Below are 14,224 nucleotides of genomic sequence, written 5' to 3'. Positions count from 1 at the left end.
GTTCCTAAGGACGTTGATACTATTGCCATTTGGTACAATAAAAAGCTTTTCGACGAGGCGGGGGTTCCTTATCCTACTTCCGACTGGACTTGGGATGATTTAACAGAAACCGCAAGAAAGCTGACAAAGTCTGACGGATCTCAGTACGGTTTGGCAGTGAAGATGGATAACAATCAGGCAGGATATTATAACCTGATTTATGATAAGGGCGGATATGTTATCAGTGATGATAAGAAGAAGTCCGGATGGGATGATCCAAAGACCATCGAAGGAATGAATATTTTAGATACTTGGATTAAAGAAGGCTTGATGCCATCCGCTGAGACTATGTCCGAGAACGGAGAGGAAGTATTGTTCCAGTCCGGAAAGGTAGCTATGGTTCCTCAGGGCTCTTGGATGATTGCCAGCTATAAGGCTAATGAGTACACAGCGCAGAATGCCGATATTGTAGAGCTTCCCAAGGATGCTAAAACAGGTAAGAGAGTTTCTTTATACAACGGTTTAGGCTGGGCTGCCGCAAAGAACGGTAAGCACACAGAAGAAGCATGGAAGCTGATTGAGTATTTGGGATCTGAGCCGGCACAGAAGAAGCAGGCTGAACTTGGAGTAACCATGTCCGCTTACAAGGGAACCTCCGATGCATGGGTAAAGAGTGCAAACTTTAACCTGCAGGCTTATCTGAACATGATGGATGACATGGTAATTCGTCCTTATTCCAGAAGTACTGTAAGCTGGGAAAATGCAGATAATGAAATCATTACCAAGGTTTATACCGGAGAGCTTACTATGGAAGAAGCATGTAAGCAGATGGCAGAACAAATGAATGAAAAGCTTGCAGAAGAGCAGAAGTAATTTGATCCTTAACGAGTATCGCACGCGTAGTGTGCGATACTCGTTTAAAAGAAAAGTACCAGGGTCGATTGCGTATAGAAGAGGGGTTGTGAAAAAAGAAGGGACGAAAGATGAATTCTTTTTTTACAGCCTCTTTTTCTAAAATTTCCAAGAGCTATCCTCGGGAATACCTGTTTGCTTACCTTTCAATTTTTTTAAAAGGAGGCAAGTATGTTAAGGAAGTACGCATTGACAATGGGCTTAAGCCTTTTAGGCTTGATGGCCTGCGGACAGAAGACGGATAATTCCGGGGGAAATTCTTCGGAGAGCTCCAAAACAACAGCCCGGGAGAGCGCAAAGGAAACTGCGAAAGCAGAGGGAGAAAACAATTCGGACGTAACTCTCTCCGTATCCATCTGGGATACCAATCAGGAGCCCGGACTGGAAGAAATCATGGCAGATTTCACGAAGGAAACAGGAATTAAAACGAAGATTACCGTTGTACGCTGGGCGGATTATTGGACGGCTATGGAAGCGGCTGCCCAGGGCGGCTCTTTACCGGATGTTTTCTGGATGCATTCCAATGAGTCGGAGCGGTACATGAGTAACGGCATGCTTTTGGATTTGACGGATTATATTAAGAATTCTGAAGTAATTAAAAAGGAGTATTACCCAACAGACATCTGGAGTCTTTACGGTTATGAGGGCAAGGACTATGCGGTGCCAAAGGACATTGATACCATTGCTCTTTGGTACAATAAGAAGATGTTTGATGAGGCAGGCCTTGCTTATCCTACAGCAGACTGGACCTGGGATGACTTGACGGAAGCTGCCAGAAAGTTAAAGAAGCCGGATGGTTCTCAGTATGGTTTTTGCTTAAAGCCAAACAATGATCAGGCAGGCTATTATAATATGATTTTGGACAGAGGCGGATATATTCTAAATGATGACAAGACAAAATCCGGCTATGACGATCCGAAGAGTATTGAAGCCATGCAGATTTTGGAGACCTGGATTAAGGAAGATTTGATTCCTTCCGCAGAGACCATGTCCGAAAACTCTGAAGATGTTTTATTCCAGTCCGGTAAGGTGGCAATGATTACCCAGGGCTCTTGGATGATTGCGGCCCATAAGAAGAATGATTTCAGCTTGGCCAATGCGGATTGCGTAGAGCTTCCCAAGGATAAAGTGACCGGAAGAAGAGTGTCCATCTACAATGGTTTAGGATGGGCTGCTGCAGCCAATACAAAGCATAAGGAAGAGGCTTGGAAGCTGATTGAGTATATGGGATCTGAAAAGGCACAGAGAAAGCAGGCAGAGCTTGGTATTACCATGTCCGCTTACAAGGGAACTTCCGAAGCATGGGCAAAAAGTGCTCCCTTTAATTTACAGGCATATCTTAATATGATGGAAGATATGGAGATTCTTCCTTTTTCCAGAAGTACAGTAAGCTGGGAGGATGCCAATGCAGAGTTGGTTACTAAGGTATATACCGGAGAGCTGACGATGGAGGAAGCTTGTAAAAAGATGGCGGCACAGATGAATGAGAAGCTTGCTGAGGAGCACGGGAAGTAAGATGTTGCAAAAACAAACTTTGAAGTCCGGTATTTAGTAGAAAAGGAGTAGCTATGGCGGAAGAGAAAAAGAAAGGCTTTTCGTTTACCAGTAGAGAGAAAAACGAATTTATCTGGGGCTGGTTATTTATCCTGCCAACGATAATCGGCTTGGTGGTTTTAAATATTATACCGATTATCAACACCATTTATCAAAGCTTCTTTAAGACGGGAGACTTTGGTAGAGGAAATATTTTTGTTGGCTTGCAAAATTACCAGAAGGTTTTTGCAGATAAGGAAATCTGGCAGGCCCTGTTGAATACGGTGCGTTATGCGATTGTGGAAGTCCCCTTCTCCATAGCTATTTCCCTGGTTTTGGCAGTGCTGTTAAATAAGAAAATCAAGGGAAGATCGGTATATAGAACCATTATCTTCCTGCCTATGGTGGCGGCACCTGCTGCTATTGCCATGGTTTGGCGTTGGTTATACAATTCCGACTTCGGTTTGTTAAACCATATTTTTCATAGCAAAATTAACTGGGTAAGTAACCCAAGTATTGCCGTTTACAGCGTTGCGGTAATCGGTATTTGGTCCATCTTAGGCTATAACATGGTACTTTTCCTGGCTGGATTACAGGAAATTCCTGGAGATTATTACGAGGCGGCGGAGATTGACGGAGCAACCGGTATTTCCAGCTTCTTTAACATTACCCTGCCTTTACTTTCGCCCACAATTTTCTTCGTTTTGGTAACCAGAGTCATTGCCAGTTTACAGGTATTTGACTTGATTTATATGGTAATTGATAACACCAACCCGGCACTGGGAAAAACCCAGTCTTTGGTATATCTTTTCTATAAGTATTCCTTTGTAAACAAAAATATCGGTTATGGTTCAACCATTGTGGTGGTGCTCCTCCTTCTGACCTTACTGGTTACTGTGTTACAGATGATCGGGCAGAAGAAGTGGGTTTACTATAATTAAGAAAGGAGTACCTATGGATAGCTTAGAGAGAAATAGAAAAATCAGTAGTTTTGTCGTGCATCTTACACTGGTATTGATTTCCATTACCATGTTGGTTCCCTTTTTCTGGATGGTACTGACAGCCTTTAAGAGTACTACAGAGGCAACCTCCGTGAATCCTTTTATTATCTTCCCGAAGGTTTGGCGAACAGATGCCTTCAAGGCGGTTATTGCCAACATGGATTTCCTTTTGCTCTATAGAAATACCCTGCTTTTGATTTTCTTTAGAGTGCTTTGTGCGGTGGTAACGGCAACTATGGCGGGCTATGCCTTTGCCAGACTCCGTTTTCCGGGAAGAGACCTGGCATTTTCCCTTGTTTTATTCCAAATGATGGTACCGAATCAGGTCTTTTTGATTCCTCAGTATCTAATGGTTTCCAAGATGGGAATGTTAAATACGATTTTTGCTTTGGTATTTCCGGGACTGGTTACTGCCTTTGGAACCTTCCTTTTAAGACAGGGCTTTATGGGACTTCCCAAGGATTTGGAGGAGGCTGCCAGACTGGATGGTTGTAATATCGGACAAACCTTCCTTTTCGTTATGATGCCTTTGATGCGTTCTTCCATGGTGGCACTGGGGATTTTTACAGCCCTCTTTGCCTATAAGGATTTGATGTGGCCCATGATTGTAAATACGGATAAGGATATGTTGGTTTTATCCTCTGCTTTGGCAAAGATGCAGGGGCAGTATGTGATGAAATTCCCGGAACTGATGGCGGCATCCCTAATTGCCTGTGTTCCGATGATCGTTTTATATGTTTTGTTCCAGAAGCAATTCATTGAAGGAATTGCCACCAGTGGCGGTAAGCTCTAGGATTGGAGGAGTAGAATGGCTTTTGATATTGTTTTTCACGAAAAAGAAAGAGTTTTTCATTTATATAACGAGAAGATATCCTACCTTATGCGGGTAATGGAGAATGAGCAGCTGGAGCATCTGTATTATGGAAAGCGAATCCATGATAGAGAAGGTTTTTCCTCTCTCCATGAAGAGGCTCAGCGTTCTCAGATGAGCGTATGTATCCCGGAGCCGGGCTCACTTTCCATGCAATATGCCACCCAGGAATATCCTTCCTATGGAACAGGAGACTATCGCAGTCCTGCCTTTTCCATTTTGCAGGAAAACGGCAGCAGGGTATCCGACTTCCGCTATCGGGGCTATGAAATCAAGAAGGGAAAGCCAAGCTACCTGCCCTTACCGATGTCCTATGTGGAGGCGGATGATGAAGCTTTGACCTTGGATATTTTCCTGGTAGATGCTGTCAGTGAGACAGAGCTTCGTTTGGAATATACCCTTTATAGAGACTATCCGGTGCTTTGCCGAAATGTCTGCTTTACCCAAATGGGAGCGGAAAAAATCCACTTAGAGGCGGCCCTCAGTATGAGTGTGGAATTCTTGGATAAAGATTTTACCATGCTTCATTTGGCGGGAGCTTGGGGAAGAGAGCGCTATGTAAAAACCAGAAAACTGGAAATGGGGATTCAAGGTATTCAAAGCTTAAACGGTACCTGTTCCGGTGCGGAGCATAACCCCTTTATTGCCCTGCTTCGTCCGGATGCCAATGAGGATCAGGGAAAGGTTTATGGCTTTAACCTAGTTTACAGCGGGAATTTCCTCTCACAGGTAGAGGTATCCACCTTTGATATGACCAGAGTAATGCTGGGAATAAATCCTCAGAACTTCTCCTATTGCCTTTCAGAGGGAGAGTCCTTCCAAAGTCCTGAGGTGGTGATGGCCTATTCCGAGGACGGTTTGAACGGTTTGAGTCAGGTTTATCACCGCTTCTTTAAAAACCGCCTTATGCACGGAAAATACAAGAATCAGGAACGTCCGATTCTTTTAAATAACTGGGAGGCTACCTTCTTTGACTTTAACGAGGAGAAGATTCTTCACATTGCTAAGAAGGCAAAGGAAGTGGGAGCGGAGCTTTTCGTATTGGATGACGGCTGGTTCGGAAAGAGAAATGATGATTACAGAGGCCTTGGGGACTGGGATGCCAACTTGGAAAAGCTTCCCCAGGGAATTGCAGGCCTGTCCAAGAAGGTAGAGGCTCTGGGACTAAAGTTCGGTCTTTGGTTTGAAGTGGAAATGGTCAATATGGATTCTGACCTGTACCGGGCTCATCCGGATTGGATGATTGCTACTCCCGGACGTTTCCCAAGCCATGCCAGACACCAGCATGTACTGGACTATTCCAGAAAAGAGGTTGTGGACTATATTTACGGAAAGATGGCAAAGATTCTTAGAGAGTCCTCCATTTCCTATATTAAGTGGGATATGAACCGCTATATGTCCGAGCCTTATTCTGCTGCACTGGATGCGGAAAGACAGGGAGAGATGATGCATAGATATATTCTTGGAGTCTATGATTTGTATCATCGCCTGACTACGGAGTTCCCGGATGTGCTTTTTGAATCCTGTGCCAGCGGAGGAGCCAGATATGATGCGGGACTGATGTATTATGCTCCCCAGACCTGGTGCAGTGATGACTCGGATGCGGCGGAGAGAGCAAAGATTCAGTACGGAACCTCCATTGCTTACCCCATTGTCAGTATCGGTTCTCATGTATCGCAGGTACCTAACCAGCAGCTTTATAGAAATACCCCATTGGAAACCAGAGCCAATATGGCTTACTTCGGAACCTTCGGTTATGAGCTGGATTTAAATCTTCTTCCGGAGAAGGAAATTGAAGAGGTGAAGAAGCAGATTCAGTTTATGAAGGAGTATCGGAAGCTGATTCAGATCGACGGAGACTTTTATCGCCTTCGTTCTCCTTTCAAGGGAAATGAAACTGCCTTTATGGTGGTATCTCCTAAGAAGGATCAAGCTTTGGCCATGTATTTCCAGACCTTAAATCATGTGAATGCTTCCTGGATTCGTTTTAAGCTAAAGGGCTTGGAGGAGGACCGTCTTTACAGAGTACAGGCTGATTTAAGCCCCTGCTTGGAAAGGTTGGAAAATCCTGTTTTACATGCTTCCTTTAATTTGGAAAAGAAGAGCTTGGATTATCAGGCTTATGGCAGCGAGCTTATGGAAGTGGGAATTCCTATCTCCAGGGATGACTTAAGCAGAAAGGGAGGAGACTTTGCCTCCATCCTTTTCAAGATTGATGCCAAGTCTTAGGGAGAAAGAAAAATAAATGTAGGAGGTAGAGAGAGGAGAGTCTATGGAGAAAAGCAAAGAGAAGAGCCCTTTTCTTTTTCTTAATTCCGGTCTCCCTCTCTTTTTGCTGGGATGGAAAGACAAACTGTAGATTTTGTAAAAGATCCCTTTGGCTGTTTTTTGGGGGAGGAGCAGCGTTCTTTGAATTTTCAGGACGCTGAGAATAAGGCCTCCGACCTACAGCTGATGTATTGCGGAAAAGAACGTTGTGTTCCGGGATATCGTTATGGGCCTAATAAACGAAATTTATATCTTTTGCATGTGGTCTATTCCGGTGTAGGGACATTATTCGTTAATGGAGAATACTATCATTTATCCAAAGGGAATGCGTTTCTTTTATATCCTCACGTAGAGGCCTGGTATGAGGCGGATTTAACGGAGCCCTGGTCTTATTTTTGGATTGGTGTGCGGGGAGTGGATGCGGACAGTTTTTTTACCGAAGCCGGCTTTAGCAAGGAAAAACCGGTGGGCATAGTGCATCAGATGGATAATCTATTATTGTGTATCAATAAAATTTTGCAAAAACAGGATTATACTCCGGAGCAGCAACTATCCAGAAGCGCCTATATGCACTTGTTTTTTGCCAATCTTCTCAGGGGAAAGCAGGAAGAAATACATTGGGGAGGTCCCTTAAAGGATTTAGGCAGTCACAGTGCCAGAGTGAGAGCTTATTTGGATGAGCATTATCATGAAGATATCTCCATTACTGCTTTAGCCAAGGAAATGGGAATACATAGAGCCCATCTTTTTAACAGTTTTAAAAAGGATACCGGCTACTCTCCCAAGGAATATCTACTTTATATCCGGATGCAAAATGCCAAAGCCATGCTTCGGAGAACCGGAAAGTCCATAGCGGAGATTGCTTATATGGTGGGCTATCATGACCCTTTAAGCTTTTCCAAGATTTTTCGGCAGAAAATTGGAGTAAGTCCTTTGCAATATAGAAACATGAAAGAAGAAATGCTGTATAACAGGGAAACCGGGGAATATTTGCAACATTTGTATTGAGGAAAATGTATTAAGGAAAATGGATTTTCTTGACAAAAAAGAATTTCATAAGCTAGACTTTAACGGAACTAAGGTGAATGGTCGCTGCTGCCAAGTGCAGGAGAGGAAAGTCCGGGCTTCATAGAGCAGGATGCCTGATAACGTCAGGTTGAGGTGACTCACAGGAAAGTGCAACAGAAAAGAACCGCCGGTTTCCGGTAAGGGTGAAAAGGGGGTGTAAGAGACCACCGGTTTCCTGGTAACAGGAAATGCTATGTAAACCCCATCCGAAGCAAGGTTAAACAGAGGGCATAAGGTGGCTCGCCTGCCCTCGGGTAAACCGCTTGAGGCTTATGGCGACATAAGTCCTAGATAGATGACCATTTTTAACATAACCCGGCTTATAGCCATAGTTCCCCCCTCTCTTAGGAGAGGGGGATTTTTTTTAGGCTTCTACTTCTACCTTTTCCATGATTACCTTTTCTACAGGAGCATCCTGAAAACCGGTTTCTACAGAAGCAATTTCGTCCACTACATCCAAGCCTTCGATGACTTTTCCGAATGCGGCATACTGTCCATCCAAATGAGGCGCTGCTTCGTGCATAATGAAGAACTGGGAGCCGGCAGAGTTGGGATCCATGGAACGAGCCATAGAAATAACACCCTTTTCATGCTTTAAGGGGTTATCTACACCGTTACTCTTAAACTCTCCCTTAATGCTGTAACCGGGGCCGCCCATTCCGTTTCCATCCGGGTCTCCTCCCTGAATCATAAAGCCGGAAATAATACGGTGGAAGGTCAATCCGTTATAAAAGCCCTTCTTTACCAGGTCTAAAAAGTTCTCTACGGTAAGGGGGGCAGTTTCAGGATACAGTTCCAAACGAATCACCTTGCCACTGTCCATCGTAATGCGTACAATAGGATTTGCCATAATACACTCCTTTATTCTGATAAATTATTGTGAAATCAAAGGAATTGTATCAGCTTTTTAGAGGGCTTACAAGCCGGACTTAAATAGAATAAGCGGGAAAAATGAGGATAACGTATCGAAAATGTCGCATATACAGGAAATAGATGAAATACAGGAAGAGAAATCTAATATAATACAGGAAGAGAAATCTAAGATAGCACGGGAAGAAAAACCTAATATAGTACAGGAAGAAAAATCTAATACGGTTCAGGGCGGAAGGAAGCAAAGTATTCTTTCCTATGCTTCCTGTAGACTTTGCCCAAGGGAATGTAAGGTAAATCGCTTTAAAGGTGAGCGGGGATTTTGTCATGCGGGAAGTGTCATGCATATCGGTAGAGCAGCTCCTCATTTTTGGGAGGAACCCTGTATTTCCGGAAGCAAGGGAAGCGGAACCATTTTCTTTTCTTATTGCAGTCTGTCCTGTGTCTTTTGCCAAAACCAAAGGCTTTCTCGGGGAGAAATCGGGGAGGCGGTTTCTGTTGAAGAGCTTTATCAGCATTTTCTGAGCTTGGAAAAGCTGGGCTGTCATAATATCAATCTGGTTACGGGAGAGCATTATCTTCCGGGGATTTTAGAAGCGATTGGCTTGGCTAAGAAAAGAGGCTTTAGCTTGCCTTTTGTCTGGAACTGCTCCGGTTATCAAAGTAGTGAGGTATTGGCAAGCTGCGAAGGGCTTATCAATATTTATCTTTTTGATTTTAAATACATAAAGGAAGACACGGCCTTACGCTATTCCAAGGCAAAGGACTACCCGATGAGGGCAAAGGAAGCTCTGGCGGAGTGTATGCGTCAGTGTCCCGAACTGGAATATAAGGAGGGGCTTTTACAAAAAGGTGTGATTCTTCGACATTTGCTCTTGCCGAATCAGGTGTATCAGGCGAAAAAAGTGTTAAAATATGCCTATGAAGAGTACGGAGAAAATATTTTATACAGTTTACTTCGGCAATACATTCCTTATGGAAATCTTGAGGCTTACCCGGAGATTGACCGTCGAGTCTACGGAAAAGAGTATGAAAAATGGATTCGTTATGCTGAAGAGCTAGGAATTCAAAACGCCTATATGCAAGAGGAAGAAAGTGCCAAAGAAAGCTTTATTCCGGAATTTACGGAAAAAAGAATTTAGAGAAGATATGTTTTGCGTGGTATATAAATGGACACGTTAAACAATAAAGAGCATAAAGTGTAATAAATATCCAGGTAGGCAAAGAAAGTTTGCAGTAAAGAGAAATTATCAGGCAATTATAGAAAGGATATGAAATGAAAAAATATATCATGGCCTTAGATGCGGGTACCACCAGTACCAGAGCCATCCTTTTTGACGAAGAGGGAGAGGCGGTTTTGAAGGCACAAAAAGAGTTTCCCCAGTATTATCCGAAGCCCGGTTATGTGGAGCATCATCCCAATGAAATCTGGCAAAGCCAGTTGGCGGTAGCACGAGAATGTCTGGAAAAATCGGGGATTCCCTCTGCATCTTTATTAGCCATCGGTATTACCAATCAAAGGGAAAGTACCATTGTATGGGATAGAAAGACGGGACAGGCCATTTATCCCGCTATTGTTTGGCAGTGCAGAAGAACAACGGAATGGATAAAGGAAGCGCAAAAGTCTCATCCGGAGATTTCAGAAAAGATTCGGGAAAAAACCGGTCTGGTTTTTGATCCTTATTTTTCCGCCACGAAGATTCGTTGGATTTTAGACCATGTGGAGGGGGCTCAGGAAAGGGCGGAGGCGGGAGAACTTTGCTTCGGTACCGTGGATACCTGGTTGATGTATAAGTTGAGTAAGGGAAACTGTTTTGTTACGGATTATACCAATGCATCAAGAACGTTGCTGTTTAACATTCATAGTTTGGAATGGGATGAGGAGCTTCTGTCCTTTTTTAGAATTCCCAGGGCTATGCTTCCCAAGGTAAATCCTTCCTCCGGCTTCTTCGGAGAGGTGGATCCGGAGTTTTTGGGAAGACCCGTTCCTATCTGCGGAGTGGCGGGAGATCAACAGGCAGCTCTTTTTGGACAATGTTGCTTCCAAAAGGGGGATGTGAAAAATACCTACGGCACCGGCTGCTTTATGCTGATGAATACAGGAGATCATGCCATTCTTTCAAAGCATGGCTTATTAAGTACCATTGCCTGGGGCATTGACGGAAAGGTGCAGTATGCTTTGGAGGGCTCTGTTTATGTAGGAGGAGCGGTCATTCAGTGGTTAAGAGATGAACTGCACCTGCTGGATAAGGCGGAGGATTCGGAGTATTTTGCATCTAAGGTGGAGGACAGCAACGGTTGCTATATCGTGCCTGCATTTACAGGACTGGGAGCGCCCTACTGGGATCCCTTTGCCAGAGGCAGCATTACCGGACTGACCAGAGGGGTAAACAAAAATCACATTATCCGAGCCGCCCTGGAGTCCATTGCCTTTCAAAGTAGAGATCTGCTTCTTGCTATGGAGCAGGATATGGGCCAGCGCCTTAGAAGTCTTCGGGTGGATGGAGGAGCCTCCGGTAATAATTTCCTCATGCAGTTTCAAGCGGATTTAATGCAGGCCTCCGTGATTCGTCCCCGTTCTATTGAAACAACCGCCTTGGGAGCAGCCTATCTGGCGGGACTTTCTGTTGGACTCTATGAATCCATGGACAGCCTGGAGGAGAGACATCATGTGGAAATGGAGTTCTTCCCCAAGATGACCCGGGAGAAAAGAGAAGAAAAAGTCCGGGGCTGGAAAAAAGCATTGGAAGCAAGCTTCGGCTTCGGAAAAGAGGATTAAACTAAGAATCGCATTTTGACAATAGATTTTCACTTATGGAAAGAGGGAACAATTTGGAAACAAAAATGACTTGTATGAACTGTAGAAGAGGCTGTACATTGGAAGTGAGCTATGAAGGAAACAGATTGATTTCCGTCACAGGCAATGGATGTGGAAGAGGGAAGGCTTTTGCCGAAAGAGAGATTTCCGAGACTAAGGCTAGCTTTCTCTCGGAGATTCGCTTGATAGGTTCCAAGGAATTTCTTCCGGTAAAGACGGAGAAAGCCATTCCCAAGGAGAAATTTTCAGAGGCGGAGGCTTTTTGTAAGGGCTTCCGAGTACCTATTCCTATCCGAATAGGCGATATTTTGGTAAATGACTTCTGTCAAACCGGAGTTCGCTTGATAGCCTTGAAAAGTATACGTTAATATTAATCTGGAAGTATTGAAGAGAATAGATTTCTAAAATGTAGTTAGCGTTGTATAACCAAAAGAAGAGGAAAAGTGCTTGATATTACAGGCTTTTTTCTCTTCTTTTGTTTTTTTTCTTATAATCCTATAAAATTACTAGGAATAGTATTGTCACATGATTTTGCCTCGTTTATAATCCCAAACATAGTCAAGAAGATGTTATGAATTGCTGTTATTGGTTCAGAATTAAAGAATCAGGGAATTGAACCGTTTTGTTTGTACAGATTGGTTTACGGTGGCAAGTCCAAGCATCTTAATGATAAGACAGAAAGGTCTTTATATATTTGGAGGGAATATGGCGGAATTACTAAAGATAAAAGATTTATCCGTTTCAGTAGAAGAAAAAGGAATTTTAAAGAATGTGAACCTGTCCATCAATAAGGGTGAAACCCATGTACTGATGGGACCTAACGGAGCAGGAAAGTCCACCTTGGGAAATGCTCTTATGGGAAATCCCCGGTACAGCATTACCAACGGACAGATTCTTTTTGACGGGGAAGATATTACCCATGAAGCGGTGGATAAGAGAGCTAAGAGAGGAATTTTCCTTTCCTTCCAAAACCCCTTGGAGGTTCCGGGAGTAAGCCTCGGAAACTTCATTCGTTCCGCTATGGAACAGCGTTTCGGACGGAGAATCCGCCTTTGGGATTTTCGTAAGGAGCTTAAGAAGTCCATGGATATCTTGGGAATGGATCATAGCTATGCAGAGCGTGATTTAAATGTGGGCTTCTCCGGTGGAGAGAAAAAGAAGGCGGAGATTTTACAGCTTCTCATGTTAAAGCCCGGTCTTGCCATTCTTGATGAGACAGATTCCGGACTGGATGTGGATGCAGTAAGAACCGTTTCCGAAGGGATCAAGGAGTATCAGAAGAATATGGAAGGCTCCCTTTTAATTATCACCCACTCTACAAGAATTTTAGAGTCCTTGACAGTAGATAAGACGCATGTGGTGATTAACGGTGTGATGAAGGCTGAGGGAGACGGAAGTCTGGTAGATAAAATCAACAACGAAGGTTTTGAATCTTTTTTGGAGAAGGAATAAATCCTTCTATTTGGAAAGCTAGAGGATAGTATGGCAAAGGAAAGAACAGAAGTTCAAGATATTGATCGTTCTTTATATGATTTTCGATATGAAGAAAAGGACAGCGACTTCTATAAAATCAAAGAGGGCTTAACACCGGAAATCGTAGAGGAGATTTCGGATAAGAAAAATGATCCTCAGTGGATGCGGGATTTTCGCTTAAAGGCCCTGGAAGTTTATCATAAAACAGATATCCCCAATTGGGGACCGGATATCTCCGACTTAAACATGGATAATATTGTGACCTATGTTAAGCCGAAAACCAAGATGTCCGCAGACTGGGAAGAGGTTCCCGAGGATATTAAGAATACCTTTGAAAAGCTTGGTATCCCTGAAGCGGAAAGAAAGAGTCTGGCAGGAGTGGGAGCTCAGTATGACTCCGAGCTTGTATACCATAACTTGCAGGAGGAGGTAGCTGCCAAGGGGGTGGTTTATTCCGATATCGAGTCTGCCCTTCATGGTCCATACGGGGAAATGATTGAGAAGCATTTTATGAAGCTGGTTCCCCCAACAGACCATAAGTTTGCGGCTCTTCACGGGGCGGTATGGTCCGGAGGCTCCTTCGTTTATGTTCCTAAGGGGGTAAATGTTGAAATTCCCCTCCAGTCCTATTTCCGTTTGAATGCACCGGGAGCAGGACAGTTTGAACATACCCTAATCATTGTGGATGAAGGAGCAGAGTTACACTTTATCGAAGGCTGTTCCGCACCGAAGTACAATGTGGCAAACCTCCATGCGGGATGTGTAGAGCTTTTCGTTGGAAAAAATGCCAAGCTTCGTTATTCCACCATTGAGAACTGGTCCAAGAATATGTATAACTTGAACACCAAAAGAGCCAGAGTGGAAGAAAACGGTATTATGGAGTGGGTTTCCGGTTCCTTCGGTTCCCATATTTCCTATCTGTATCCTATGACCATTTTAAAGGGAGACAATGCCAGGGCAGAATTTACCGGAGTAACCTTTGCAGGAGCAGGACAGAATCTGGATACCGGTGCCAAGATGGTGCATATCGGAAAAGATACGAGCTCCTATATCAATACCCGTTCTATTTCCAAGAGTGGCGGTATTTCCACCTATCGTTCTGCGGTGGTAATTCAAAATCAGGCGAAAAATGCAAAGTCTGCGGTATCCTGTCAATCTTTGATGCTGGATGATCAGTCCCGTTCCGATACAGTTCCTGCCATTGATGTTCGTACCAACCAGGCGGACGTGGGGCATGAGGCAAAGATTGGAAGAATCTCCGATGAAGCGGTATTTTATCTGATGTCCCGAGGAATTCCCGAGGAGGAGGCTAAATCTCTGATTGTCAGCGGATTTGCGGACTCCGTTTCCAAGGAGTTACCTTTGGAATATGCGGTGGAGATGAATAACCTGATTCGTTTGGAGATGGTGGGAGCCATCGGCTAGGAAGGA

Annotated in this window: 12 protein-coding genes and 1 other RNA gene; 12 read left to right on the top strand and 1 reads right to left on the bottom strand. The window is 43.9% G+C overall.

Annotation, left to right across the window (positions count from 1 at the left end; all coding sequences use genetic code 11):
* The 7 genes from RDQ32_RS01465 to rnpB form a co-directional block, all read left to right on the top strand.
* Nucleotides 1-852 (top strand): sugar ABC transporter substrate-binding protein (locus tag RDQ32_RS01465; protein WP_308578845.1); only part of this gene is annotated, 852 nt, incomplete at its 5' end.
* Between the two features lie 210 nt (nucleotides 853-1,062).
* Nucleotides 1,063-2,406, top strand: coding sequence for a sugar ABC transporter substrate-binding protein (locus RDQ32_RS01460; RefSeq protein ID WP_308578844.1), 1,344 nt, complete (start codon nucleotides 1,063-1,065; stop codon nucleotides 2,404-2,406).
* A 53-nt stretch (nucleotides 2,407-2,459) separates the two neighbouring features.
* Entirely contained in the window at nucleotides 2,460-3,365 is a 906-nt protein-coding gene (locus tag RDQ32_RS01455; protein WP_308578843.1) for a sugar ABC transporter permease, read from the top strand.
* A 13-nt stretch (nucleotides 3,366-3,378) separates the two neighbouring features.
* Complete coding sequence (locus RDQ32_RS01450) at nucleotides 3,379-4,218, top strand: carbohydrate ABC transporter permease (protein WP_308578842.1); 840 nt, start codon at nucleotides 3,379-3,381, stop codon at nucleotides 4,216-4,218.
* Between the two features lie 15 nt (nucleotides 4,219-4,233).
* Nucleotides 4,234-6,525, top strand: coding sequence for an alpha-galactosidase (locus tag RDQ32_RS01445; RefSeq protein ID WP_308578841.1), 2,292 nt, complete (start codon nucleotides 4,234-4,236; stop codon nucleotides 6,523-6,525).
* Between the two features lie 180 nt (nucleotides 6,526-6,705).
* Nucleotides 6,706-7,572 (top strand): AraC family transcriptional regulator, encoded by an 867-nt coding sequence (locus tag RDQ32_RS01440; RefSeq protein ID WP_308578840.1) that lies wholly within the window; start codon nucleotides 6,706-6,708, stop codon nucleotides 7,570-7,572.
* Between the two features lie 65 nt (nucleotides 7,573-7,637).
* Nucleotides 7,638-7,971: RNase P RNA component class A (rnpB, locus tag RDQ32_RS01435), an RNA gene on the top strand.
* Nucleotides 7,972-7,996: 25 nt separating this feature from the next.
* Here the strand turns inward: rnpB and RDQ32_RS01430 are convergent.
* Nucleotides 7,997-8,482, bottom strand: coding sequence for a peptidylprolyl isomerase (locus RDQ32_RS01430; protein ID WP_308578839.1), 486 nt, complete (start codon nucleotides 8,480-8,482; stop codon nucleotides 7,997-7,999).
* A gap of 361 nt (nucleotides 8,483-8,843) precedes the next feature.
* Between RDQ32_RS01430 and RDQ32_RS01425 the strand changes: the two genes are divergently transcribed.
* The 5 genes from RDQ32_RS01425 (at nucleotide 8,844) to sufB (ending at nucleotide 14,218) form a co-directional block, all read left to right on the top strand.
* Nucleotides 8,844-9,644 (top strand): radical SAM protein, encoded by an 801-nt coding sequence (locus RDQ32_RS01425; RefSeq protein ID WP_308578838.1) that lies wholly within the window; start codon nucleotides 8,844-8,846, stop codon nucleotides 9,642-9,644.
* Between the two features lie 134 nt (nucleotides 9,645-9,778).
* Nucleotides 9,779-11,281 (top strand): glycerol kinase GlpK, encoded by a 1,503-nt coding sequence (gene glpK / locus RDQ32_RS01420; protein ID WP_308578837.1) that lies wholly within the window; start codon nucleotides 9,779-9,781, stop codon nucleotides 11,279-11,281.
* A 74-nt stretch (nucleotides 11,282-11,355) separates the two neighbouring features.
* On the top strand, nucleotides 11,356-11,688 hold the full coding sequence (locus RDQ32_RS01415; RefSeq protein WP_308578835.1) for a DUF1667 domain-containing protein: 333 nt from the start codon (nucleotides 11,356-11,358) through the stop codon (nucleotides 11,686-11,688).
* Between the two features lie 337 nt (nucleotides 11,689-12,025).
* Nucleotides 12,026-12,772, top strand: a complete 747-nt coding sequence (sufC, locus tag RDQ32_RS01410) for a Fe-S cluster assembly ATPase SufC (protein WP_308578833.1) — start codon at nucleotides 12,026-12,028, stop codon at nucleotides 12,770-12,772.
* 30 nt (nucleotides 12,773-12,802) lie between these two features.
* Complete coding sequence (sufB, locus tag RDQ32_RS01405; RefSeq protein WP_308578832.1) at nucleotides 12,803-14,218, top strand: Fe-S cluster assembly protein SufB; 1,416 nt, start codon at nucleotides 12,803-12,805, stop codon at nucleotides 14,216-14,218.
* Nucleotides 14,219-14,224: the final 6 nt, after the last annotated feature.

It is taken from the genome of uncultured Oribacterium sp. (genome assembly GCF_902481605.1).
Taxonomy (GTDB): Bacteria; Bacillota; Clostridia; order Lachnospirales; family Lachnospiraceae; genus Oribacterium; species Oribacterium sinus.
The sequence above is the reverse complement of the archived record's forward strand: the minus strand, read 5'-3'. Positions and strand labels throughout refer to the sequence as shown.